Source organism: Streptomyces sp. NBC_01515 (assembly GCF_045040345.1).
Classification (GTDB): Bacteria; Actinomycetota; Actinomycetes; order Streptomycetales; family Streptomycetaceae; genus Streptomyces.
In genome coordinates this window covers 2,582,889-2,606,648 of sequence record NZ_CP109416.1, presented here as the reverse complement: position 1 = coordinate 2,606,648, position 23,760 = coordinate 2,582,889, and the positions used below count along the sequence as shown (strand labels likewise).

The window sequence follows — 23,760 nt, the reverse complement described above, 5'->3', positions numbered from 1 at the left end:
GGTGAAGTGCAGGATTCTCGCACCTCGGGTGGGACATCGCCGAGCGGGGTGTGCGGAGGGAGGGGCCGCTGTCGTGTCGACTCCCGGTCAGGCGGAGGGAGTTGGGGGAGTGAGCCGGACGGGCAGTTCGCGCCAGCCCTGGGCGATGAAGGACGGGACCTGCTCCAGGTCGTCGTCCTCCACCGCCAGGGAGATGCCCGGGAAGCGGGCGAAGAGTGCGGGCAGTGCCGTGAGCGCCTCCATGCGGGCCAGCGGGGCGCCGACGCAGCGGTGCACGCCGATGCCCAGGGCGAGATGGCCGTCCGCGTTCCTGGCCACGTCGAAGAGGTGGGCGTCGGGGCCGAAGCGCTCCGGGTCGTGGCCCGCCGCGGCGATGGTCGTGAGGATGGCCTCCCCGGCGCGGATCGTCGTACCGTCGGCGGTCGTGATGTCGGAAACCGCGTAGCGCAACGGCACGTTGGCGATCGACGGGGCCCAGCGCAGCGTCTCCTGGATCACCTGCTCCCAGGTCGACTGCCCGGCGAGCACCTGCTTGAGCTGGTCGGGGTGGCGGAGCAGGGCGTGCACGGCGTTGCCGATCAGGTTGACGGTCGTCTCGAAACCGGCGCCGATGACGAGGAGAAGGGTGTGGATCAGCTCCTCCTCGGAGAGCCGGTCGCCCTGGTCGCGGACCGTGATCAGCTCGGTCGTCAGGTCGTCGCCGGGGTGTTCGCTCTTCTCCGCTATCAGTTCCGGCAGCACCGTCACGATCTGTTCGAGGACGTCCGCGGCCTGCTCGGGGGTGCCGGTGGTGTCCATGATTCCCTCGATGAGCCGCGCGACCGCGGCCCGCATCCGCTCCGGCACACCGAACAGGTCGCAGATCATCCGCATCGGCAACGGATGCGCGAACTCCGCCCGCAGATCGACGACTTGGCCCGCCGGGACCTCCGCCATCGCGTCGAGCAGACCCGCGGTGATCTCCCGCACCCGGGGGAGCATGGCCTCGGTACGGTGCCGGGTGAAACTCGGGGCGACGAGTTTCCGCAGGCGGGTGTGGTCCTCGCCGTAGGAACTGAGCATGTTGACGATGCTGGTCCAGCTGTAGAGCCAGGCCCATCCCGGCTCGCCGGCGACCTTGCCGTACAGGGCCCAGTGGCGGCGGGCGTCCCTGCTGACGCGGGGGTCGAGCATCAGCGACTTCAGCAGGTCGTACCGGGTGACCGCCCAGGCGGGGACACCGCCGGGCAGTTCCACGGGGACGAGGGCGCCGAGTGCGCGGAGGCGGGCGGCTTCTTCGGGGCCTGCCCTGCCGTAGGGGTCGAGCACGACGGTTCGGCGCTGGTCCACGGGGCTCTCCTCAAGGTTGGCGGGTGGTACGCAAGTGGGCGTGGTGGTAAGGCAGTTGGAGGCGGGGTGGGTGTACGGACGGCCGGGGGTCGCCGGACCCGCCGACGTTCACCGCATCGCCGCGGCCGTGTCGCGGCGGCTGCCGGTGAGCCGTATGTCCTCGCCCAGGAGGCCGCGCAGGATGAGGCCCATGCTCTCGTCGAGGGCTCGCATCGCGACCGGGTTGATGATCGGTTCCAGGCTCGGGATGCCCAGGTCGAACTCGCACGTGAACAGGACGCTCACGTCCGTACCGGCCTGGGTGATGTCCCACGTGCCCGCGAAACTCGCGAAGTCGCCGGTGAGTTGGTCGAAGGTGATGCGCCGGGCGACGGGGTCCATGACGTCCCGCTCGGTCCAGCGGAGCAGACCGCTGCGGAAGTGCACCTCCCAGGCGGACTCCACGGTGTCGGGACCGTCGGGCGTCACGGTGACGGACCGGACCGTGTCCGTGTGGTCGGTGTACCGCTCGTAGTCCTGGACCCGGTCGAAGACATGGGTGGCGTCTCCGTCCGGGACGATCGCCTCGATACGTACGTGGCAGGTCATATGGGCTTCTCCGTAAGGGTCTTGGGCTTTCGGGGCAGGGCGGGCACGGTGCTCAGCCGAGCACCAGCGGGCCGCCCGCGAAGGCCGCGCACATGCCCTCCGCGGCCCAACTCCGTGACGGTGGATGGAACTTGAGCGCGGCCGAACACGCGGCGAGATACGCGGTGTCGTCGGTGGAGACGTACGCCATGCCGCCCAGCGCCTCCAGGCAGCGCGGGACCACGCGGTCGATGGTGTCCTGCGTCGAGAAGCGGCAGACCAGTGCGCGGAGCAGGTCGTCCTGGCCGAGCGGGCGGCCCGTGTCCATCGCGGCGGCGGCACCGCGGATGCCGCCCATGGCCGACTCCAACTCGACCAGGATCGCGGCCCGTTGGGCGGCGCTCGCCCGCTTCGCCGACAGCACGCGCTCGGCCAGCGCGCTGGCCATCCCCAGGTACGACGCGGACATCAGCAGCTCGAACCACACGAAGCCCACGGTCTGGACCGGGTCCAGCGTGCGGTCCTCGCCGAGCCCGGTGCGGACCACGAGATCCGGCGGGACGTGGACGTCGCGCAGCCGGACCTCGTCGCTCTCCGCCCCGGCGAGGACGAAGCTGCCCCAGAACGGGTGCACGGAGATACCGGGTGTGGCCGCGGGGACCACGGCCACGGCGAGTTCCGGGCCCTGTCCGTCGTCGAGCGTCACCGACACGCTCAGCAGGTCCATGGACGCCGACAGGCTGCACGGTTTCTTGACGCCGTTGAGCACCACGTCGGTGCCGTCCTGGTGCGCCTTGATGGAGGAGTCGAGGATCGACTGTCCCGACCGGCCCTCGGCGAACCCCGAGGCGACCAGCAGCCGTTGGTCCGCCACGGCCTCCAGCAGCATCCATTCCATGCCCTGCGCGACCTCGTACGCCTGCACCAGCCCGGCCACCGACAGGTGGTGCATGGTGGTCGCCACCGCCAGCGAGGGGCTGCGCGCGCCGATCGCGCGCTGCAACGACACGGCGTCCTCGGCGCCGATGCCGAGACCGCGGTGTTCCGCCGGAACCAGCAGGGCGGGGCCGCCCGCGGCCTTGAACAGGGGGAGCGCGGGTCCACCCGGGCGCTCCCGCTCGCTTTGCGGCAACTCGGCGAGCCGCTCGTCCAGACCGGGCAGGAACCGGTCCAGCACCGCGCGCTCGGGTTCAAGAAAGTACATCGCCGTCTCCTCCTCGATCCGCGGGATCGCTACGGCAGCCACGGGGGACCGCCGGTGTCTTCGGCAGGGTGCTCACGCCGACGCCCGGGCGCCGAGCCGGTCGGTGATCAGGCGCCGCACCGACGCCCGCCAGGCGTCCTCGTTGGCCTGTGTCTCCGCCGCGGCCTCCAGACCCGGGAGGTCCGCGAGCGAACTGGGCAGCGGCTCCTCGTTGAAGAGCACCGACGACATGTCCAGCAGCCGGTCCAGCCGGGTCTGCGCCCACTCGGGCACCACGTCGAAGAACGCCGGGCGGACCAGCCGTTCGACGACATCGGGCGCCAGCACCCGCAGCGGCCGGACCGCGATGCCCGCCTCCGCCGCCTCCTCGACGATCACCTGGACCAACCGGTCGCAGGTCAGCGCGTGGGCCCCGCCGCTGAGCCAGTACTCGGCGGGGTGTGCGCCGTCGTCCAGCAGGGACACGATCGCGCGGGCCACCACGTCCTGCGGTACGAAGTCGACGTAGCTCGCGGGGTCGCTCGGCACGAAGGGCAGGCGGTTGCGGAGCACCTGTTGGGCGAAGGTGTGCAGCCCCTGCGGTTCGGCGATCTCGCCGGTGACGGAGTCGCCGATGATGATCGACGGGCGGACGACCGTCACGCTGCCCCCGGCCGCGGCGACCGCCTCCTCGCCGGCCATCTTGGAGGCCACGTAGTCCGCGGGGCTGTTCCCGGCCCGCTCGGCGCGGTTGCCGCCGGCGGCCAGGATCTCCCGGTAGCGGGCCACGTACGCGGTGCTGACGTGGATCAGCGGGACACCGGCGTCGGCCGCGAACCGGGCGACCCGTCCGGCCCCTTCGACGTTCACCGTGTGCATCGAGGCGCGGCCGGACCCGAAGGCGACCATGCCGGCGGCGTGGACCACCGCGTCCGTCCGTGCGCACAGGTGCCGGTAGGAGGCGATGTCCAGGCCCAGTTGGGGCCGGGTGATGTCACCGGGCAGGACCTCGGCGGAGGTGGAGGGGGGCCTGCGGTGCGCCAGCGCGATCACGTGGTGGTGGCGGAGATACGGCAGCAGGGCGGTGCCCAAGACGCCACTGGCGCCGGTGAGTAACACGGTCTGTGGGTGCGGCGGGCCGAGTGAACTCGCTTTGCTTTCAAGAGTGTTGGGGATGCCGGGCATCGTCGTCAGCCTTTCGGGAGCCTTGGTGGAGGTGGCCGTAGAGGGTCAGGTCAGGGACTTCGCCATCGCGGTCAGGGCACCCTCGACGGCCTCCAGCAGCCGGGCCTCCTGCGCCGGCGAGAGCACGGCGGGCGGGGTCAGCCGGACGACCGGATGGGCGTTGAGGGAGTGGTTGACCACCACCCCGCGGTCGACCATCTCCAGCAGGAACTCACCGGCCGCCCCCGCGTCCACCAGCTCGATCCCGATCAGCACCCCGGCACCGCGCACCTCACGGACCAGGCCGGGCGCACGGTCGGCGGCGACGGCCCGGAGCGCGGGGAGCAGCCGGGCGCCGATGGCGGCGGCCCGTTCGACGAGCCCCTCGTCCCGGATGACCCCGATGGTCGCGCTGACGGCGGCCATCGCGATCGGAGCGCCGGAATAGGTGGAGGTGTGCAGGAACGGGTCGCTGTCGAACGGCTCGAACACCTCCTGTGTGGCCAGCGTGGCCGCCACCGGCAGCACCCCGCCGGACAGCGCCTTGCCCGTCACGAGCACGTCGGGCCGTACGCCCTCGGCGGCGCAGCCCCACCAGGAGCCGAGCCGCCCCAGCCCGGTCATCACCTCGTCGACCACCAGGAACGCGCGATGCTCGCGGCACAGCGCGGCCACCGCCGCCAGATATCCGGACGGCGGCACGATCACCCCGGCCTCGCTCTGCACCGGCTCCACGACCACGCAGGCGTCCGCACCGCCATCACCCAGCACCGCGGCCAGCGCGTCGGTGTCGCCGAACGGCACATGCTGGACATCCGGCAGCAGGGGCCGGAACGGGTCCTGGTAGAGCGCCTTCGCCGTCAGGGAAAGAGCCCCAAGGGTCTTGCCGTGATAGCCGTCCCGCATCGAGATCAACCGCCGTCGGCCATGCGCACGGGCCAGCTTCACGGCGGCCTCGACGGCCTCGGTCCCCGACCCGGAGAAGTGCACCCGGTCCAGACCGGCCGGCGCGACCCCGGTGAGGGCCTCGGCGGCGAGCCCGGAAACCGGGTCCAGGAACAGCCGGGTCGACAACGCCAGCCGCCCCGCCTGCTCCCGCACCGCCGCGACGACCCGCGGATGCCCGCCCCCGACGAAGAACACGCCGTACCCACCGCAGTTGAGGTAGTTCGTGCCGTCGGTGGAGGTGATTTCAGCGCCGCGCGCGGACTCCTCCACAATGTTCCCGAACATCGCGGCCAGCCGCCCGCGCCCGGCGCTGAGATGCCGTGCGTGCAGCGCGACCAACTCTGTCTCTGTCCGGCCCACTACGCATTCCCCCGTGACGACGTGTGACGTGCAGCCGAGCATGGGCTCCCCCAAACCCCGGGTCACGCCCTGGTCCGCTGACCGGAACGGCACTGTTTCGACCCGGTCCAGGAAGAGCGCCCCGAAAGGGGCGCGGGGCAGCGTCGATTCGCGGCTCCGCCGCGGGGCGCGACCAGCCACACACGACCGGCACCCGAAAACCGAGCGCATCCACAACGGACCGATGCGGCCAACCCCCGGAGGGCATGGCAGGCTTGGGGCATGGCCGTCCAGATCAACCCCAGCATCCTGTCCGCAGACTTCGCCCGCCTCGCCGATGAAGCGAACGCAGTGGCCGGCGCCGACTGGCTCCACGTCGACGTCATGGACAACCACTTCGTCCCGAACCTCACCCTCGGCGTGCCGGTCGTAGAGTCGCTGGCCCGGGCGACGGACACCCCGCTGGACTGCCATCTGATGATCGAGGACGCCGATCGCTGGGCGCCGCAGTACGTCGAGGCGGGTGCCTCCTCCGTCACCTTCCACGTCGAGGCGGCGGGTGCGCCGGTACGGCTCGCCCGCGAGATCCGGGCCAAGGGAGCGCGCGCGTCCATGGCGCTGAAGCCCGCGACGCCCATCGAGCCGTACGAGGATCTCCTCCCCGAACTCGACATGCTGCTGATCATGACCGTGGAGCCGGGCTTCGGCGGCCAGTCGTTCCTCGACATCATGCTGCCGAAGATCCGCCGCACCCGGGAGCTGATCAAGAAGCACGGACTGGAGCTGTGGCTGCAGGTCGACGGAGGAGTTTCGGCCTCGACGATCGAGCGCTGCGCGGACGCGGGCGCCGACGTGTTCGTCGCCGGTTCGGCGGTCTACGGGGCATCCGACCCGGCCGCGGCGGTACGTGCATTGCGCACACAGGCCGAAGGGGCCGTGAGCAAGGCATCCTGGGCGTGCGACCACTGAGCGGCAGGTATGTGAACGGCGGCCATCAAGGCTGATCAAGTACGCCGGATCTGCGAGGATGAACGGCGAACCCAGAGTGTGAACAGCAGTGAGGAGAACGCCGTGTCGGGTATGTCGGCGGGCCGGTCAGCCATGCGGATGGGACCCGCTGAGCTGGTGCAGGCGGCGGCCATGGCCCGCCGCTTCTACCTTGAGGGCAAGTCCAAGATCCAGATCGCGGAGGAGTTCGGCGTCAGCCGCTTCAAGGTGGCCCGGGTCCTGGAGACCGCTCTCGAACGGGATCTCGTACGGATCGAGATCCGAGTACCGGCCGAACTGGACGCGGAGCGCTCGGACGCGCTGCGTGCCCGGTACGGCCTGAGGCACGCCGTCGTGGTCGAGTCCCCGGCCGAGGTCAGCGAGGAGTCGCCCGATCCCGAGAACCTCGGGGAGGTCGCGGCCGACCTGCTCGGCGAGCTGGTCAACGAAGGCGATGTGCTCGGCCTGGCCTGGGGCCGGTCCACCATCCACATGGCCGCCGCCCTCGACCGGCTGCCGCCCTGCACGGTGGTCCAGCTGACGGGCGTGTACGACGCCGGGACCGCCGAGCGCGGCTCGGTCGAGGCCGTACGGCGGGCCGCGCAGGTGTCGGGCGGCGACGCCCACCCCATCTACGCGCCGATGCTGCTGCCGGACGCGGCCACCGCGGAGGCGCTGCGCCACCAGACGGGGATCGCGCGGGCCTTCGAGTACTTCGACAAGGTCACGGTCGCCTGCGTCTCCATCGGCTCCTGGGAGCCGGGCATCTCGACGGTCTACGACATGCTCAAGGACGAGGAGCGGGCGCACTACTCGTCCCTCGGTGTAGCCGCCGAGACCTCCGCGCACCTCTTCGACGCCGAGGGCCGCCGGGTCGGCCGGGACCTGGGTGAGCGGTGCATCACCGTCAAGGCGGACCAGTTGCGCCGTATCCCCGAGGTCGTCGCGATCGCGGGCGGGCAGCGGAAGGCGGCGGCGATCGACGCGGTGCTGCGTTCGGGTCTGGTCACCAGCCTGGTGACGGACACCGCGGCGGCCGACTATCTGATGACGGCCGGCTCCCCGCCGAAGTCGGCGCTCAGCCGGACGGACCCCGACGGGATCTGACGGACCCTGGCAGAAGGTCGTGCGGGGACGGCCGTGGCAGCATCGGGCGCATGCTGCTGCGGTTCGTCTCCCGGGTGCTTCTCGTCTGTCTGGCCGTCCTGCTGCCGGTCGGCTGTTCTTCCACGACCACCAGCGGTACCGGCACCGCGACGGTCAAGCTCTCCCAACTCCCCGCCGAGGCACGGCGGACCGTCGCTCTCATCGACGAAGGCGGCCCCTTCCCGTACGCCAAGGACGGGGTCGTCTTCGGGAACTACGAGAAGCTGCTGCCCCAGCAAAAGCGCGGCTACTACCACGAATACACCGTCAGGACACCGGGCTCGCGCGATCGCGGGGCCCGGCGCATTGTCACCGGGCAGGACGCCGAGATCTACTACACCGATGATCACTACAAGTCGTTCAGGACGGTACTGAGATGACGCAGCTAGCGGTCACGCTCGACCTCGACGGGGTCACCGACAAGGCCGGTCTGATGGACCGCTGTGCCCGTGCGCTGTCCCTGCCCGACTGGTTCGGCCGGAACTGGGACGCCCTCGCCGACAGCCTCGGCGACCACACCGTGTGGCCCGCGGGCGCGGTGGAGCAGGGACTGCTGGTCGTCGTAGAGAACTGGCAGGCGTACGCCAAGGCACGGCCCGACGAGTGGGAGACCGCCGTCGACGTCTTCGGCGACGCGGCCGACCGCACACCGGAGCTTTCGGTCGTCCTCGCGCTGGGCGGAACCAGGCCCTAGGGCCTGTCCAGCGGATCTTGTCGCAGACGCGGGGCCTGGCACGCACATCTGCCGCGTTGTCGTCGGTTGTCGACGCTCCGCGTCGACGCCCTCCTCCGCCTTGCAGTTGCACGCACCAGGCCCCGCTCACCGGCGCCGATCAGTCACCGCCGATTTCCTGCGACCTGATCCGCCGGACAGGCCCTGGCCCGATTGTCCGAGGCGGCTGGCAGAGTGTTCGGTATGGAGCAACAGGAGCAGCGCACGTCGGTTCGTCTCGTGGTCGTGGACCCGGACCTCGAAGCGCAGTGCGACCGGGTGGAAGAGCACTTGCTGGCGCCCCTGGCCGAGTCCGTGAGCGGGGTGAGCGGGCACGCGCTCTTCGCGGACGGGCTCGTGGCCTTCCGGCGGGTGCGGGAGACACTCGCCGAGGCGGTCGCGCGGGGGCCCAAGGTGTGGCAGCCGAACGGCCGTTGGGAACACGAGGGGCTGCGCATCGTCGAACTGCCCACGGAGGAAACGGACTTGCTGTACGCGCTGCTGCGCGAACTGTCCGGACTCCTCGTGGCACCGCCGGACCTGCCCGACCCCTCGGGTGTCGTGGCCACCGTCCGCACCACCGTCCTGACCCCCGAGAAGACCGCCGTCGGCCTGGTCGGCGCGCTGGCCCGGGTGCTCTCCCTGGTGGACCTCACGCCCGACGCCGATACGGCCATCCTCTTCGCGGCGGTCGAGGCGGCGGGCGACGAGGACGTGCGACTCAGCTACGGGCAGGACGAGGCGTGGCAGCGCCTCGCCCACCGGCTCACGATGCTGCTGACCGAGTCGGCTCCGCTGCATCGCTTCCTGTACTGATCCGGCCGCTCCGCGTCAGCGGGAACGCCGCCTGCGGCGGGCGACGAGGAGCGCGGCCGAGCCCAGCACCACGGCCCCGCCCGCCGCGGTGGCGATGAGGGCCATGGGGCCGGTGCCCGTGTGGGGCAGCGTGCCGCCGGGCGCGGCCGTCGTGGTGGTCGGTGTGGCCGACGTGCCGCCTGACGCTCCCGGCGTGGCGGACGTGCCGGACGTCGGCGAGGACGCCGACGCGCTCGACGTCGGTGACGCGCCCGCCGTGTCGAAGGTGAAGGTCACGCTGTCGTTGGCGGTGTTCCGGTCGTTGAGGGCGATGCCCGCCGGACCGGGGCGCACGGTCGCCGCGCCCTTGGCGCCGGTGTAGTCCTTGGCCGCCTTCACCCACAGCACGAACAGCTGGCTCCTCCCGGCGGCGACACCGCGCGGCACGGGGCAGACGTAGTGCCGATGGCCCGCCGCGAAGGGTGCCGTCCTGGTGTCGCTGACCCAGAGGAAGCATGCGCCGTAGGGGCCGTCCTCGCCCTCCTCGAAGGCGTTGCCGGTCGCGACCGTGCCCTTGGGCAGGATCACGTCGACCAGGGCGACGGCCTTGTCGCCGACGCCGTAGGCGGAGGCCGGGCCGTGGTTCACGGCGTTCAGGGTCAGGGTCCACTCGCCGGCCGTGCGGCGGGGTGTCACCGCGGCGGTGGCCGCGAGATCGGCGGAGCTGTCGGTCGAGACGTCGACCCGGCCGGTGGCACCGCTCTCGAAACCGTCCCCCGCACCGGAGGCGGGCACCAGGGTGAGCGCGGGCCCGGTGCCCGGGTGGCTGCCGCCACCCGGGTCCACGCCGGGCTTCAGGAGCTCGGCCGAGTAGTCGGTCACGGCGGTCAGGACGTGCTCGCCGACCGTCGCGGTCAGCGGGCCGCTCAGCTCGACGGTGGCGCCCGCGGCCACGGGGGCGGTGAGGACACAGGTGACGGACGCCTGGCTGCCGGGTTCGACGGGGTCGTCGCCGTCGCCGTAGGCGCAGTTGGAGAACTTCCGGTCGAAGACCAGCCCGCCCGTCGACTCCCAGCGCAGCATGATGCGCCGGTCGGTGGCCAGGTCGCCGGTGTTGCGCAGCCGCAGCGGAAGCTCAACCCGGGACCCGAGCTTGGCGTGCGTCACGTCCGGAACCTTGCCCACGACCAGATCCGGGACGCCGACGACCACCTTCGCCTCCGCGGTCGCGCCGGTGCCGTGATCGGCGGAGACGGTGTACGTGAGCGTGCCGGTGGCGCCGACGGCGGCGCCCGCGTCCGCCCGCACGGTGAAGTCGACGTACGGCTGCTGGGCGGTGTCCTTGTCGACGCAGGTGAGGACCTGCCCGGCGGTCGTGCACCTCGGGTCGCCGACCGCGACGCTCGCGACGCCGGACAGGTCCCGGGCATCGATGACGAGCGTCTCGTTCGTCTGCGGGGGAACGTTCGCCCCGCCGTCGTAGAACGTCCAGCCCACGTGGACCGACTGCGCCACCGCCCCCACGTTGAGCTGCTTGTCCGCTTCGATCACGGCGTAGGGCTGTGTCGGCGAGGGGGAAGGACCGGCGGCCAGCGCCGCGGATCCTGGTGCGAGGGCCAGCACCGCGGCGGCGAGCGCCGCCCCGAGCACCGTGCGGTGGAAAGTCATGCCCGTTCGATACGCGAGGTGTCCCGAAGGTTGCCCACACCTGAATCACAGGTTCGTTTGGGCGTTCCTCCAGGGGCGCCGTCGACCTGCCTGGACGATGATCCGAGGCATGGCATCGCGCCCGACATGGGACAATGAAGTACGTGCTCTTCCCCCTGGCTGACCTGTCCGGGGACCACCTCTGATCGACTGGGATGTGCAGCACGTGCGTTTCCTCAACGACATCCAGCCCCCGTACGACCTGACGTACGACGACGTCTTCATGGTGCCGCGCCGCAGCGCGGTCGGATCGCGTCAGGGCGTGGACCTCAGCTCTCCGGACGGCACGGGTACCACCATCCCGCTGGTCGTCGCCAACATGACCGCCATCGCCGGGCGCCGGATGGCCGAGACGCTGGCCCGGCGCGGTGGCCTCGTGGTCATCCCGCAGGACATCCCGATCGAGGTCGTCACCGAGGTCGTCGCCTGGGTGAAGAGCCGCCACCTCGTGCTGGACACCCCGATCCGGCTGGCCCCGCACCAGACCGTCGCCGACGCGCTGGCCCTGCTGCCCAAGCGCGCGCACAACGCCGGTGTCGTCGTGGACGAGGCCCAGCGCCCGGTCGGTGTCGTCACCGACGCCGACCTGACCGGTGTGGACCGCTTCACGCAGCTCGCCGAGGTCATGGCCCGGGACCTGCTGCTGCTCGACGCGGACATCGACCCGGGCGAGGCGTTCGGCAGGCTGGACGCGGCCAACCGCCGCTACGCGCCCGCCGTCGACAAGGACGGCAAGCTCGCCGGCATCCTCACCCGCAAGGGCGCGCTGCGCGCCACGCTGTACTCGCCGGCCGTCGACGCGGACGGCAAGCTCCGCATCGCCGCCGCCGTCGGCATCAACGGCGACTTCGTACAGAAGGCCAAGCAGTTGCTGGACGCGGGCGTCGACACGCTCGTCATCGACACGGCGCACGGTCACCAGGAGTCGATGATCAGCGCGATCAAGCAGGTCCGCGCCCTCGATCCACACGTCCCCATCGTGGCCGGCAACATCGTCGCCGCCGAGGGCGTCAAGGACCTCATCGAGGCGGGCGCCGACATCATCAAGGTCGGCGTCGGCCCCGGCGCGATGTGCACCACCCGCATGATGACCGGCGTCGGCCGGCCGCAGTTCTCCGCCGTCATGGAGTGCGCCGCCGAGGCGAAGAAGTACGGCAAGCACGTGTGGGCCGACGGCGGTGTCCGCCACCCGCGCGATGTGGCGATGGCCCTCGCCGCCGGTGCGTCGAACGTGATGATCGGCTCGTGGTTCGCGGGCACCTACGAGTCTCCCGGCGACCTTCAGCAGGACGCCAACGGCCGCCTCTACAAGGAGTCGTTCGGCATGGCGTCCGCCCGCGCGGTCCGCAACCGCACGTCGGACGAGTCGGCCTACGACCGCGCCCGCAAGGCGCTGTTCGAGGAGGGCATCTCCACCTCCCGCATGTTCCTCGACCCGGCCCGCCCGGGCGTCGAGGACCTGATCGACTCGATCATCGCGGGCGTCCGCTCCTCCTGCACGTACGCCGGCGCCGCCTCCCTGGAGGAGTTCGCCGAGCGCGCGATCGTCGGCATCCAGAGCGCGGCGGGCTACGCGGAGGGCAAGCCACTGCACGCGAGCTGGAGCTGACCGACTTCCTGCTCTGCGGGCCTTGTTGTTCCGGCGCCGGGATGTTTCGGGGCGTGGGCGTGGGGCGGTGGTTGTCGTCCTGGGGTGGGGTGTTGCGCGCGGGCTGGAGCTGGCCAACCTCCTTTTGTGTGGCCTCTGTTGTTCCAGCGTCCGGGTGTTTCGGGGCATGGGCGTAGGGCGGTGGTTGTCGTCCTGGGGCGAGCTGTTGCGCATGGGCTGGGGATGGCCAATTCCCCTTCGTACGGCCTCCGTTGTCCCGGCGTCCGGGGTGCTTCGGGGCGCCGATGGCGTGCCGCGGCGGTTGTCGCCCTGGGGCAAGTCGTTCCGCGTGGGCTGGAGTTGACCAACTCCTCTTCCATTGGCCCCTGTTGCTCCGGGCGCCGAGGTGTTTCGGGGAGCTGTCGGCGTGCTGCGGTGGTTGTCGTTCTAGGGCGAGCCGCTGCGCGTGGGCTGGAGCGACCAACTCCCTTCTCTATGGCCCCCGTTGTCCCGGCCCCGGGATATTCGGAGGCCGTCGGCGTGCTCCGGAAGCTACCGTCGGGCGTATGGAGATCGCCGTGTGCCGGGCCGCCGACGTGGCGCTGCTCGACCAGTGCATCGGCTCGCCGGGGGCCGTATCGACCCATGCCCGCCGGTTCGCGCGGCAGGAAAAGGGCGGGGGCACCTATCTCGTCGCCTGGCTGGACGGCCGGCCCGTCGGGCACGCGGAGGTGATCTGGGACGGCTGCGCGGCTCCCGAGGTGCGGGCCGCCCTGCCCGGCTGCCCGGAACTCAACGGTCTCGCCGTATGGCCCCCACAGCTGCGCTCGCGCGGCATCGGCGGCGCGCTGATCCGGCGGGCCGAGGAACTGGCCCGGGAGCACGGCCGTACGGCCCTCGGCCTGGGCGTCGCGGCAGACAACCCGAGGGCCGCGGACCTCTACGCCCGTCTCGGCTACCGGCGCCTGACGGACTACGTGGACCGCTGGTCGTACGAGGACCGTGACGGGGTCACCCGCGAGTGCGTCGACCCCTGCACCTTCCTCACCAAGGAACTGCCGTCAGGCCCCCTTGACGTCAAGCAGCCCTGACGCAACGCTGCATCCATGACCACACCCCAGAGCATCGAACCCGAGCACACCCTCCTCACCGCGGTCGCCCGCCTCGACAACCTCCGCACCCGCGAGTCCCTGGCCGGTTTCGGCAGCGACGCGGAAGCCCTCGACCGGACCGAGACGCTGGAACTGCTCGCCCTGAGCGAGGTCGTCGCCCGCAAGGCCGCCTACGGCCGTCAGCTCACCGTCCGCGCGGCCCGTGAGGCCGGTGCGTCCTGGACGCAGATCGGGGCCGCGCTCGGCATGAGCAAGCAGGCCGCGTGGGAGGCGCACACCCGTTGGATCGACGCCCAGGCGGAGGTGTTCGGACAGCCCGGGCGGATCGGGTTCGACGAGGAGGACATGGCCGCGGCGCGGGCCCTCGCGGGGGAGCCGGACGAGGGCTGAACAGGGCATCGCCGAAAACCGAACCATGTCCCTGTTCTGCGGGGTCCTCGCGGCCGCCATCCCGCTGGGTCAGCTCGCGGACGCGACCAGCATCGGCACGCTCTTCGCCTTCGCGCTGGTCAACATCGCCGTCGTGGTGCTGCGCCGGACCCGCCCGGAGATGTCCCGCACGTTCCGCGTACCGCTGTCGCCGGTGCTGCCCGCCGTGGGCTTCGGGCTGTGCGTGTGGATGATGGGCAGCCTCTCGGCCGTCACCTGGGTGGTCTTCGGAATCTGGATGGCCGTCGGGCTCGTGTTCTACTTCGTATACGGCCACCGCCGCTCCCGACTGGCACCCACCGCACCACCCGAGAAGTGATCGATCCACCGTGCTGAACGAACTCGACGAACGCATCGTGCACGCCCTCGCCGAGGACGCCCGCCGCTCCTTCGCGGACATCGGGCAGCTCGTCGGCCTGTCCGCGCCCGCCGTGAAACGGCGCGTGGACCGGCTGCGGGCCACCGGCGCCATCACCGGCTTCACCGTCCGGGTGGACCCGTCGGCGCTCGGCTGGGAGACCGAGGGGTTCGTCGAGATCTACTGCCGGCACAACACCTCCCCGGACACCATCCGACGCGGCCTGGAGCGCTACCAGGAGGTGGTCGCCGCGTCCACCGTCACCGGCGACGCGGACGCGGTCGTCCAGGTCTTCGCCGCCGACATGCGCCACTTCGAACGGGTGCTGGAGCGGATCGCGGGGGAGCCGTTCGTGGAGCGCACGAAGTCGGTGCTGGTGCTGTCGCCGCTGCTCCGGCGTTTCTCGTCGGGCTCGCCGACGTAAGCACGCGGGGGCGACTGTCAGTGGGGCGCCGTACGGTCGAGGGCATGGCAGCACGGATCGATCTCACCCTCGACTGCGACGACGCCCCGCTCCTCGCCGCGTTCTGGAAAACGGCCCTCGGCTACGTCGACGAGCCACCGCCCGCTCCCTTCGCCACGCGTGCCGAGTGGGCCGCGCAGTTCGAGCCGGTGGAGGATGACTCCGAGGACGACGGCGCCTGGCTCTGCGACCCCGACGGCGTCGGCCCGCGCCTGTCCATCCTCAAGGTCCCCGAGCCCAAGTCCGCAAAGAACCGGCTGCACTTGGACATCCGCGTGCCGGTGCGGGGCGGCCCGGAGGAGAGATGGGCGGCGATCGGAGCCGAGGCCGCGCGGCTGGTGGAAGCGGGCGGCCGGGTGCTCACCGAGTTCGACGGACACCATGTCGTGATGGCCGACCCCGAGGGCAACGAGTTCTGTGTGGCGGCCGGTTGAGCGCCCGAACCGCCCCCGGGCTCACTCCGCCGTCTTGCGTGCCAGCGCGTTGTTCCCTATCGAGTTGTGCACGCTGAAGCTCACCGCGTCCGAGCGGTAGCGGTCGTCCGACCACTCAACCGGCCGTCCCTCGCGGGTCGTTGTGACCCGGCGGACCCGGAGCAGGGGGCTGGTGCGGCGGATGCCCAGCAGCTCCGCGTCCTGGGCGCCCGCGGCGACCGCGTCGATGACGTGCTCGCCGTAGGCGAAGACCAACCCCGTGTCGTCGTACAGGCGTTGGGTCACCGACGGGCACTCCGGCTCGATCGCCTCGACGGCGGGGGAGATCCAGTCGGCGTACACCGTCCGCTCCAGGAGGACCGGCTCGCCGTCCAGGCCGCGGACCCGCAGGACGTGCAACACAGGGATCCCCGCGGTGAGTTGGAGGCGTACGGCGTCCTCGGCCGTGGCCGGGCGGTACTCCTGCGCGACCACGTGCCCGGTCGCCTCGCGCTCCATCGCGCGGGCCCACTCGGCGAAGCTGCGCAGTTCCGCGAAGCTCTGGCTGCGGCGGCTGGCCAGCACCACCCGGCGGGCGCCCTGGCGGGAGCCGATCAGCCCCTCGGCGGTGAGGGCCGCGACGGCCTGGCGGACCGTGCCGCGCGAGACGCCGTACTGCGCCGCGAGGTCCGTCTCCGCGGGCAGCAGGCTGCCGACTGTGTACTCGTCACGGTCGATGGCTCTGCGCAGCTCGTCGGCGATCTCCTCGTGTCGCGCCGTCATGCTTCCCCTCCGAGTTGGCCACTGTGCACAGCGTGAGCAGCGTAGTCGAGTTCCCTTGGTGATCCGTGTCAGCCAGGAGTGTGCAGGGAATAAGGGGTCACGGTTTCGCCAATGTTTACGAACAAGACACCATCGGCGGGCGTACTGAGGCCAACTTGTTCAGACAAGTTCTCCGCTCTGCTCAAACCCTCGTGCGCACCCCTGGAGAGACCGTGACCGTGTCCCCGCCGAGAAACGCCGTCCTGGGTGGATCCCTCGCCGTCGTCGCCGCGCTCGCCCTCAGCGCCTGCGGCGCCGCTCCCACCAACTCGTCGACCACCGCCGACGGCAAGAACGCCGCCACCGCCACCTCCGTCGCCGACTTCGGCGGCATGGACGCCCTGGTGAAGGCGGCCAAGAAGGAGGGCACGCTGCACGCCATCGCGCTGCCCCGCGACTGGGCCAACTACGGTGCCCTCATCGACGGCTTCACCAAGAAGTACGGCATCAAGATCACGGACGAGAACCCGGACGGCTCCAGCCAGGACGAGATCAACGCCGTGACCTCCCGCAAGGGCCAGGACCGTGCGCCCGACGTCCTCGACCTCGGCTCCTCCTTCGCGCTGAGCGCCGCCCAGCAGGGCCTGCTCGCGCCGTACAAGGTCGCCTCCTTCGACCAGATCCCCGCGGGCCAGAAGGACCCGAAGGGACAGTGGTTCAACGACTACGGCGGCTACATCTCCATCGGCTGCGACGCGAAGCGCGTGAAGACCTGTCCGACCACCTTCGCGGACCTGCTGAAGCCGCAGTACAAGGGCCAGGTCGCCCTCAACGGCAACCCCACCAAGTCGGGTTCGGCCTTCGGCGGCGTGTACGCGGCGGCGCTCGCCAACAAGGGCTCCTTCGACGACATCCAGCCGGGTCTCGACTTCTTCAACAAGCTGAAGAAGAACGGCAATTACACCCCCGTCGAGTCGACCCCGGCCACCGTCGAGAAGGGCGAGACGCCCATCTCCATCGACTGGGACTACCTGAACGCCGGTTACGCCGACGAGTTCAAGTCCAAGGGCGTCGACTGGAAGGTCTCCATCCCGAGCGACGGCCAGTACGCGCAGTACTACTCGCAGGCCATCAACAAGGACGCCCCGCACCCGGCCGCCGCGCGGCTGTGGCAGGAGTACCTGTACAGCGCCGAGGGCCAGAACCTGTGGCTCAAGGGCTACGCGCGCCCGGCGCTGATGACCTCGATGGAGTCGGCCGGCACGCTCGACAAGACCGCCGCCGCCAAGCTCCCGCAGGTCTCCGGCACGCCGGCCTTCCCGACCGAGGCCCAGCAGAGCAAGGCCAAGACCGTCATCGCGTCCGGCTGGGCGAAGGCCGTCTCCGGATGACGGCCACGCTCACGCGGGCCGACGTGGGTGCCGCCGCTTCTGTGAAGCGGCGGCGCCGCGTCCCCAGTTGGATCGCCGTGGTCCCGCTGCTCGTCTTCGTCGCGGTCGCCTTCGGGGTGCCCGCCGTCGCGATGCTGAACGGCGCCTTCACCGTCAAGAACCAGACGACGGGCGCCACTTCGTACAGCACCGCCAACCTGACCGAGTCACTCAAGGGCGCCTACCTCACCGCGCTGATCGGCAGCGTCAAGCTGTCCGCCCTCGCGGGCGCCCTCGGCACCCTGCTCGGGCTGCCGCTCGCGCAGGTCGTCGTCACCTCCCGCTTCCGCGCGCTGCGCGAGGCGGTGCTCACCGCGTCCGGCGTCCTCGCCAACTTCGGCGGTGTCCCGCTGGCCTTCGCGTTCGTCGCCACCCTCGGCAACGCCGGTGTCCTGACGACCCACTTGGGCCTGAAGGACAAGGGCTGGGACCTCTACAGCTTCTGGGGCCTGGTCCTCGTCTACCTGTACTTCCTCATCCCGCTGATGGTCCTCACCATCACCCCGGCCCTGGAGGGCCTGCGCACCCAGTGGCGCGAGGCCGCCCAGAACAACGGCGCCACCGGCGTGCAGTACTGGCGGCACGTCGCCCTGCCGGTCCTCGCGCCGTCCCTGCTCGGTGGATTCGTGCTGCTCTTCGGCAGCGCGTTCGCCGCGTACGCCACCGCCGCGGCCATGGTGGGCAGTTCGGTCCCGCTGGTCACCCTCCAGATAGCCGACGCGATCTCCGGCAACGTGCTGGTCGGCCAGGAGAACGTGGCCCTCGCCCTCAGCCTCGACATGGTCCTGGTCGCGGGCCTGGTCATGGCCGTGTACCTGCCCCTGCAACGACGGAGCGCGCGATGGCTGGACGCCTGAACCTCTGGCGGTGGGTCGTCCTCGGCCTCGCCGCCCTGTACTTCCTGGTGCCGCTCGCCGCGTCCGTGGTCTTCACGGTCGACGTGCCGGGGGAGGGCGTCACCTTCGACGCCTACACCCAGATCGTCTCCGCCGACGGCTTCACCTCCAGCCTGGTGCTCTCGCTGGAACTCGCCGCCGCCACCATCGCCGTCGTCCTGCTCCTCATGGTCCCGGCCATGGTCGCGCTACGGCTCGGCGCGCCCCGGCTGCGCCCGGTCGTCGAGGTGATCTGCTCGCTGCCGCTGGTGGTGCCGCCGATCGCGTTCGTCGCCGGTATCGCCACCGTCCTCAAGTGGGGCCCCGACTACCTGTCCCGGACCCCGCTGTTCGAGACCTTCGTCGCCATCCAGAACCCGAGCTTTCCGTTCATCCTCGTCCTCGCCTACGTCGTGATGGCGCTGCCGTTCGTGTACCGGGCGCTGGACTCCGGGCTGCGCGCCATCGACGTGAAGACCCTCGTCGAGGCCGCCCGCAGCTGCGGCGCGAACTGGCCGCAGGCGCTGGTGCGGACCGTACTGCCCAACCTGCGCGGGGCGTTGCTCAACGCGTCCTTCCTCACCCTGGCCCTGGTGCTCGGCGAGTTCACCGTGGCCCAACTGCTCGGCTTCCAGCCCTTCGCCGTGTGGATCTACAGCGTCGGCGGGTCCAACGCCCAGCTCTCCGTCGCCGTCTCCGTGCTCAGCCTGGTCGTCACCTGGGCACTCCTCCTCACGCTCGCCGGTGTCGGCGGGCGCGACAAAACCGCTTCGTCCCGGGGATGATCCATGACCGCCACCACGCTTGAGAAGACCTCGACGGACAACGCCGCCACCGTCGAATTCCGGGGCCTGCGAAGGGAGTTCGGCCCCACGATCGCCCTCGACGGACTCGACCTGACCGTGCGGCCCGGCGAGTTCCTGGCCCTGCTCGGCCCCTCCGGCTGCGGCAAGACCACCGCCCTGCGCATGCTCGCCGGGTTCGAACACCCCACCTCCGGCGAGGTGTTGGTCGACGGCAAGGACGTCACCGACGTCCCCGCCCATCGCCGTGACGCCGGGATGGTCTTTCAGTCGTACAGCCTCTTCCCGCATCTCAACGCCCTCGACAACGTCGCCTTCGGCCTGCGCATGCGCAAGGTCCGTACGGCTGAACGGCGGTCCCGTGCGGCCGAGTTGCTCGACCTCGTCGGGCTCGGCGACAAAGGCGAGCGCTTCCCGCACCAGCTCTCCGGCGGCCAGCAGCAGCGCGTCGCCCTGGCCCGCGCGCTCGCCCTGCGCCCGCGCGTCCTGCTCCTGGACGAACCGCTCTCGGCGCTCGACGCCAAGGTGCGCCTCTCCCTGCGCGAGGAGATCCGCCGCCTCCAGCAGGAACTCGGCATCACCACCCTCTTCGTGACGCACGATCAGGAAGAGGCCCTGTCCATAGCCGACCGGGTCGCCGTGATGCGCGCCGGACAGCTCGAACAGTGCGCCGCACCGGCCGAGTTGTACGGCCGCCCCGCGACCGCCTTCGTCGCCGAGTTCGTCGGCACGATGAGCCGGCTCCCGGGGCAGCTCTCGGACGGGGTCGTGGAGGTGCTCGGCCAGCGGCTGCCGGTCGACGGCGAGGCACCGGCAGGACCCGAAGTCGATGTGCTCGTACGGCCCGAGGCGATCCACGTGCACGCCGACGAGGCCGGAGACGCGCGTGTCGTCGGCACCGCGTTCCTCGGCGCGGTCGTCCGCGTCAGCGTGCGACTCGGCGACGGCACCGAGGTCAAGGCCGACCTGCCCACGCACGAGGCCACCACCCTGGGCGCCGGAGTCGCCGTACGCGTGTCGCTGCCGGAACGGCCGGTCCTCGTGGCAGAACGCGTCAACCCGTAGGGCCCACCGGCCCGTTGTGAACCCGCAGTGAAAGAGAGAAACGTGACCCCCCACGCCCAACTCCCGCTCCAGGCCGTCCTGTTCGACATGGACGGAACGCTCGTCGACACCGAGCGGCTGTGGTGGGAGGCGGTCGAGCAGGTCGCGGGCAGAACCCTGACGGACGCGGACCAGCCGGAGGTGCTCGGCCGCCCGGTCGAGCACACCGCCGACTGGCTCGCCCAGGCCACGGGCACCTCGGCGGCGGACCTCGCGGACGCCCTGCACCGGGAGTTCGCCGCCCGCGTCCGCACCGGCATCGTGCCCCGCCCCGGCGCGCTCGACCTGCTCGACGCCCTCGCCCGCGACGGCGTCCCCACGGCGCTCGTCACCGCGTCCCCCCGCGCGGTCGCCGACACCGTCCTCGACGCCCTCGGCGCGAGCCGCTTCGCCGTCTCCGTCACCGCCGACGACACCGGGCTCACCAAGCCCGCCCCCGACCCCTACCTCGCCGCCTGCCGCGCCCTCGGCGTCGACCCGGCGGCCTGCGTGGCCGTCGAGGACACCCAGACCGGCGTCAGCTCCGCCGAGGCGGCCGGCTGCGCGGTCCTCGCCGTGCCGTCGCTGGCCCCGATCGACGCGGCCCCCGGCCGGACCGTACGGGACAGCCTCGTCGGGGTCACCCCGGCGGACCTGCGCGCGATGGTGACGCACCAACCGCCGTCGGAGCTACGCGTGTTGACCTGGAATCTCTGGCTCGGCGGCAGCAAGGTCGACGATCACCGGACCAAGCAGCTCAAGGCCATCGCGGAGACCGGCGCGGACGTGGTCGGCCTCCAGGAGACCGGCGGCACCGCCGCCGAGGAACTCGCCGAGGCGCTCGGCTGGCACCACCACCGCGCCGGCGAGAACCTCGGCGTGATCAGCCGCCACCCGATCACCGCCCGCTTCGGCGATCCGGACGTCGGCTTCTACGGCGCCGCCGGGGTCCGGATCGCCGTCGCCGAGGGCCGCGAGATCGACGTGTGGACCTGCCACCTCGACTGCACGCCCTACGGCCCCTACGAGTCCGCCTACGACGGGCTTCCGGCCGCCGAGCTGATCGCCCACGAGGAGGTACGGCTCGCCCAGATGCGGGATGCCCTCGGCCGGATCGGGGAGGTGGCCGATGACGCCGTCCCTGTGATCCTGGTCGGTGACTTCAACAGCCCCTCGCACCTCGACTGGCCGGATGTGGAGTGGCCGGTGACGAAGGCGGCGGCGGACGCGGGGTTGCGCGACTCGTACCGGGAGGCCCACCCGGACCCGGCCGCGGATCCTGGGCACACCTGGTCACCGATCCACCCGGTGAACGAGGACGGCAGCGGGCGGGCCGAGCCGCAGGACCGTATCGACTACGTCCTGCACCGGGGGCTGACCGTGCTCGACTCCCGGACGTTCGTGGTCGGCACGCCTGGCCCTTGGCCGGATGTGTCGTCGAACTGCTGGCCGTCGGACCACGCGGCTGTCCTCACGGTGTTTGCGGTGCCTCGCGGGTAAGTGCTGCGCTGGGAGGTCCGTTGTCGGCTGCCGGTTCGTTGCGGCTGGGCGCGCAGTTCCCCGCGCCCCTTTGGGCACGGGCCTTCAGGGGGTCAGAAAAGGATCAGGGGTTCCAGAAGAAGGACACGTGCGCCCGGTCGAATCGGCGTTCGGCCAGATCCTGGCGCGGGATCACCCAGTGCAGCGTGGAGCCCTCCCGCCCGGTGAGACCGATGTCCCACTGGGCGAGCAGGGTCCACTCCTCGGGGGCGGGGAGTTCCATGGCGTCGGTGGACCCGGGAGCCGCCTCGGCGCGGTGCCGGTGCGCCTGTTCCGCCTCCGCTGCCGCGTCCGTGACGGGGTCCGTCTCCGTGCACTCGTGGGAGGCGTACCCGCCGATGTGCAGCGGTCCGTCGACGACGATGTCGCCGTACGTCTCCTCCCACACCTCGGCCAGGTCCCAGGCGCGGGGATGGCCGGGGAGCGTGCCGATCTCCTCGCCGGGGTCCGGGGACGGGGCGAGGAAGTGGTGCGGCAGGGAGATGTCGGGGGCCAGCCGCAGCTCCTCCTGCGGGAACTGCTCGTAGATCGCGAGCGTGTCGGTGTCGTCGAACGCGTCCCCCTCCTCGCCGTAGACGCAGGGGTACTTCGTGTTCCGCTCCTCGACGGGGGTCTCCTCGGGGATGTACACGACCTCACCGGCCGTGCCGCCGTAGTACGTCATCTCGGGGAAGCCGAAGAGCAACAGGCGGCCGTCGGGCGGCAGTTGGAGGCCCGCCGTCTCCTTGGGCAGGGCCGCGCAGTCGAGGGTGGCTAGTAACGGGAACCAGGGGTCGGGGGCGTCGGCGGGCAGCAGCAGGGGTCCGCCGAACCTGCCGGCGACCGGCCCGTCCCCGCCGGTGACGAGGGTCCCGGACGGACGGGCGGTGGCGATCCACCGCTCGACGTCCTCGGGCGGTATCCCGCGCCCCAGTGCTTCCGCGCGGAAGGGTGTGAGCCGGTTGATCAGGTCAGGATTCATGGGCGGAAACCTATGCCCGGGGTCTGACAGCCGGTCCGCCGCACCGGGACGGCCGACGCTCACCAGGCACGCAACGAATCGCCGCCCCGCCCCACCCGCACGCAACGAACCGCTCACCGGCGCGCAACGGCTCCTTCTTGTCCGGCCCGGCCCGTCGGCCGTACCGTCTAGGTGGGCCCCGATAGGTGGCTCTTCAACCTTTTCGTACCGGTGAGGAACACACATGCGCACCGCCCTCCTGCAGAGCTCCGGCCGCCCCGGCTCCGTCGTCGAGAACCTCAAGGTCCTCGACGAGGCCGCGGGCCGGGCCGCGGCCGGCGGTGCCGGGCTGCTCGCCGCGCCGGAGATGTTCCTCACCGGATACGCGATCGGCGACGACATCGGCCGCCTCGCCGAGCCCGCCGACGGCGACTCCGCCGACACGGTCGCCGAGATCGCCGGCCGCCACGGACTCGCGATCGCCTACGGCTACCCCGAGCGCGACGGCGACGCCGTGCACAACTCCGCCCAGCTGATCTCCGCCGACGGCACCCGCCTCGCCAACTACCGCAAGACCCACCTCTTCGGCGACTTCGAGCGCGCCCACTTCACACCGGGCGAACAGCCGGTCGTCCAGGCCGAGTTGAACGGCCTGACCGTCGGCCTGATGATCTGCTACGACGTCGAGTTCCCGGAGCCCGTCCGCGCCCACGCCCTGGCCGGCACCGACCTGCTCCTCGTCCCGACGGCGAACATGCACCCGTTCCAGTTCGTCGCCGAAGCACTGGTCCCGGTGCGCGCCTGGGAGAACCAGATGTACGTGGCGTACATCAACCGCATCGGCCAGGAAGGGGAGTTCGACTTCTTCGGCCTCTCCACCCTCGCCGGACCCGACGGAGTCGCCCGCACCCGCGCCGGCCGCGGCGAGGAACTCCTCCTCTCGGACCTGGACCCCGAGTTCCTGGCCAACTCCCGTGCGGCGAACCCGTATCTGACGGACCGTCGCCCCGCCCTCTACGGGTCCCTCGCCTGAATCCCCCCTGCTGTTCCTGCACTTGTTCTTGCTCTTGTTCTTGTTCCGCTAGGAG

The 23,760-nt window shown here is 71.2% G+C and carries 24 protein-coding genes and 1 pseudogene; 17 read left to right on the top strand and 8 right to left on the bottom strand.

The features are described 5' to 3' along the window. Positions 1–87: 87 nt before the first annotated feature. The 5 genes from OG407_RS11425 to OG407_RS11405 all read right to left on the bottom strand — a co-directional run bounded on the left by OG407_RS11425 (position 88) and on the right by OG407_RS11405 (position 5,530). Positions 88–1,329: a cytochrome P450 gene (locus OG407_RS11425; protein ID WP_405857423.1), complete on the bottom strand. Its 1,242-nt coding sequence runs from the start codon at positions 1,327–1,329 to the stop codon at positions 88–90. Positions 1,330–1,437: 108 nt separating this feature from the next. Then, a complete protein-coding gene (locus tag OG407_RS11420) occupies positions 1,438–1,917 on the bottom strand; it encodes an SRPBCC family protein (protein WP_327405452.1) in 480 nt (159 codons plus the stop codon). A 52-nt stretch (positions 1,918–1,969) separates the two neighbouring features. Beyond that, positions 1,970–3,100, bottom strand: coding sequence for an acyl-CoA dehydrogenase (locus OG407_RS11415; protein ID WP_405857421.1), 1,131 nt, complete (start codon positions 3,098–3,100; stop codon positions 1,970–1,972). 72 nt (positions 3,101–3,172) lie between these two features. Further along, positions 3,173–4,198, bottom strand: coding sequence for an SDR family oxidoreductase (locus tag OG407_RS11410; protein ID WP_405857419.1), 1,026 nt, complete (start codon positions 4,196–4,198; stop codon positions 3,173–3,175). A 111-nt stretch (positions 4,199–4,309) separates the two neighbouring features. Next, positions 4,310–5,530 carry an aspartate aminotransferase family protein gene (locus OG407_RS11405; RefSeq protein ID WP_405868366.1) on the bottom strand — a complete coding sequence of 407 codons (1,221 nt, stop codon included), beginning with the start codon at positions 5,528–5,530 and terminating at the stop codon, positions 4,310–4,312. Positions 5,531–5,812: 282 nt separating this feature from the next. Here OG407_RS11405 and rpe point away from each other — a divergent pair, with 282 nt between their 5' ends. From rpe to OG407_RS11380, 5 genes are all read left to right on the top strand, one after another. Then, the gene (rpe, locus tag OG407_RS11400; RefSeq protein ID WP_405857417.1) at positions 5,813–6,499 is read left to right on the top strand and encodes a ribulose-phosphate 3-epimerase; all 687 of its coding nucleotides are present in this window, start codon (positions 5,813–5,815) and stop codon (positions 6,497–6,499) included. 78 nt (positions 6,500–6,577) lie between these two features. After that, positions 6,578–7,624 carry a sugar-binding transcriptional regulator gene (locus tag OG407_RS11395; RefSeq protein WP_200688342.1) on the top strand — a complete coding sequence of 349 codons (1,047 nt, stop codon included), beginning with the start codon at positions 6,578–6,580 and terminating at the stop codon, positions 7,622–7,624. A gap of 50 nt (positions 7,625–7,674) precedes the next feature. Then, positions 7,675–8,043 (top strand): ribonuclease domain-containing protein, encoded by a 369-nt coding sequence (locus OG407_RS11390; protein ID WP_405857414.1) that lies wholly within the window; start codon positions 7,675–7,677, stop codon positions 8,041–8,043. Next, the gene (locus OG407_RS11385) at positions 8,040–8,357 is read left to right on the top strand and encodes a barstar family protein (protein ID WP_405857412.1); all 318 of its coding nucleotides are present in this window, start codon (positions 8,040–8,042) and stop codon (positions 8,355–8,357) included. Before OG407_RS11390 ends, OG407_RS11385 begins: the two co-directional genes overlap by 4 nt. Before the next feature lie 222 nt (positions 8,358–8,579). After that, positions 8,580–9,191: a hypothetical protein gene (locus OG407_RS11380; protein WP_405857410.1), complete on the top strand. Its 612-nt coding sequence runs from the start codon at positions 8,580–8,582 to the stop codon at positions 9,189–9,191. 15 nt (positions 9,192–9,206) lie between these two features. On the opposite strand, the gene OG407_RS11375 is transcribed toward OG407_RS11380, so the two are convergent. Next, positions 9,207–10,838 carry an LPXTG cell wall anchor domain-containing protein gene (locus OG407_RS11375; protein ID WP_405857408.1) on the bottom strand — a complete coding sequence of 544 codons (1,632 nt, stop codon included), beginning with the start codon at positions 10,836–10,838 and terminating at the stop codon, positions 9,207–9,209. Between the two features lie 205 nt (positions 10,839–11,043). Here OG407_RS11375 and OG407_RS11370 point away from each other — a divergent pair, with 205 nt between their 5' ends. The 6 genes and pseudogenes from OG407_RS11370 to OG407_RS11345 all read left to right on the top strand — a co-directional run bounded on the left by OG407_RS11370 (position 11,044) and on the right by OG407_RS11345 (position 15,261). Continuing rightward, positions 11,044–12,486, top strand: coding sequence for a GuaB1 family IMP dehydrogenase-related protein (locus tag OG407_RS11370; protein ID WP_405868364.1), 1,443 nt, complete (start codon positions 11,044–11,046; stop codon positions 12,484–12,486). A gap of 545 nt (positions 12,487–13,031) precedes the next feature. Next, positions 13,032–13,556, top strand: a complete 525-nt coding sequence (locus tag OG407_RS11365) for a GNAT family N-acetyltransferase (RefSeq protein WP_405857406.1) — start codon at positions 13,032–13,034, stop codon at positions 13,554–13,556. A 15-nt stretch (positions 13,557–13,571) separates the two neighbouring features. After that, the gene (locus OG407_RS11360) at positions 13,572–13,967 is read left to right on the top strand and encodes a hypothetical protein (RefSeq protein ID WP_405857404.1); all 396 of its coding nucleotides are present in this window, start codon (positions 13,572–13,574) and stop codon (positions 13,965–13,967) included. A 25-nt stretch (positions 13,968–13,992) separates the two neighbouring features. After that, a pseudogene (locus OG407_RS11355) lies at positions 13,993–14,325 on the top strand (amino acid permease C-terminal domain-containing protein); the annotation flags it as partial. 10 nt (positions 14,326–14,335) lie between these two features. Then, positions 14,336–14,788 carry an Lrp/AsnC family transcriptional regulator gene (locus OG407_RS11350; protein WP_019059706.1) on the top strand — a complete coding sequence of 151 codons (453 nt, stop codon included), beginning with the start codon at positions 14,336–14,338 and terminating at the stop codon, positions 14,786–14,788. Between the two features lie 44 nt (positions 14,789–14,832). Beyond that, on the top strand, positions 14,833–15,261 hold the full coding sequence (locus OG407_RS11345; protein ID WP_405857403.1) for a VOC family protein: 429 nt from the start codon (positions 14,833–14,835) through the stop codon (positions 15,259–15,261). A gap of 21 nt (positions 15,262–15,282) precedes the next feature. Here OG407_RS11345 and OG407_RS11340 read toward each other — a convergent pair whose 3' ends face one another. Then, positions 15,283–16,023 carry a GntR family transcriptional regulator gene (locus tag OG407_RS11340; RefSeq protein WP_405857401.1) on the bottom strand — a complete coding sequence of 247 codons (741 nt, stop codon included), beginning with the start codon at positions 16,021–16,023 and terminating at the stop codon, positions 15,283–15,285. Positions 16,024–16,235: 212 nt separating this feature from the next. Here OG407_RS11340 and OG407_RS11335 point away from each other — a divergent pair, with 212 nt between their 5' ends. The 5 genes from OG407_RS11335 to OG407_RS11315 are packed head-to-tail and all read left to right on the top strand — an operon-like array spanning position 16,236 to position 21,693. Continuing rightward, positions 16,236–17,393, top strand: coding sequence for an ABC transporter substrate-binding protein (locus OG407_RS11335; RefSeq protein WP_405857399.1), 1,158 nt, complete (start codon positions 16,236–16,238; stop codon positions 17,391–17,393). Continuing rightward, a complete protein-coding gene (locus tag OG407_RS11330; RefSeq protein WP_328684559.1) occupies positions 17,390–18,289 on the top strand; it encodes an ABC transporter permease subunit in 900 nt (299 codons plus the stop codon). Before OG407_RS11335 ends, OG407_RS11330 begins: the two co-directional genes overlap by 4 nt. Continuing rightward, positions 18,274–19,092, top strand: coding sequence for an ABC transporter permease subunit (locus tag OG407_RS11325; protein WP_318015143.1), 819 nt, complete (start codon positions 18,274–18,276; stop codon positions 19,090–19,092). The genes OG407_RS11330 and OG407_RS11325 overlap by 16 nt, the downstream gene beginning before the upstream one ends. 3 nt (positions 19,093–19,095) lie before the next feature. Further along, positions 19,096–20,175 carry an ABC transporter ATP-binding protein gene (locus OG407_RS11320; RefSeq protein WP_405857397.1) on the top strand — a complete coding sequence of 360 codons (1,080 nt, stop codon included), beginning with the start codon at positions 19,096–19,098 and terminating at the stop codon, positions 20,173–20,175. 42 nt (positions 20,176–20,217) lie between these two features. Further along, positions 20,218–21,693: an HAD-IA family hydrolase gene (locus OG407_RS11315; RefSeq protein ID WP_405857395.1), complete on the top strand. Its 1,476-nt coding sequence runs from the start codon at positions 20,218–20,220 to the stop codon at positions 21,691–21,693. 103 nt (positions 21,694–21,796) lie between these two features. Here the strand turns inward: OG407_RS11315 and OG407_RS11310 are convergent, their stop codons facing one another. Then, positions 21,797–22,693, bottom strand: coding sequence for a DUF1963 domain-containing protein (locus OG407_RS11310; protein WP_405857393.1), 897 nt, complete (start codon positions 22,691–22,693; stop codon positions 21,797–21,799). A 223-nt stretch (positions 22,694–22,916) separates the two neighbouring features. On the opposite strand from OG407_RS11310, the gene OG407_RS11305 reads away from it, so the two are divergent. Continuing rightward, positions 22,917–23,705 carry a carbon-nitrogen hydrolase family protein gene (locus OG407_RS11305; protein WP_405857391.1) on the top strand — a complete coding sequence of 263 codons (789 nt, stop codon included), beginning with the start codon at positions 22,917–22,919 and terminating at the stop codon, positions 23,703–23,705. The last annotated feature ends 55 nt before the right edge of the window (positions 23,706–23,760 follow it).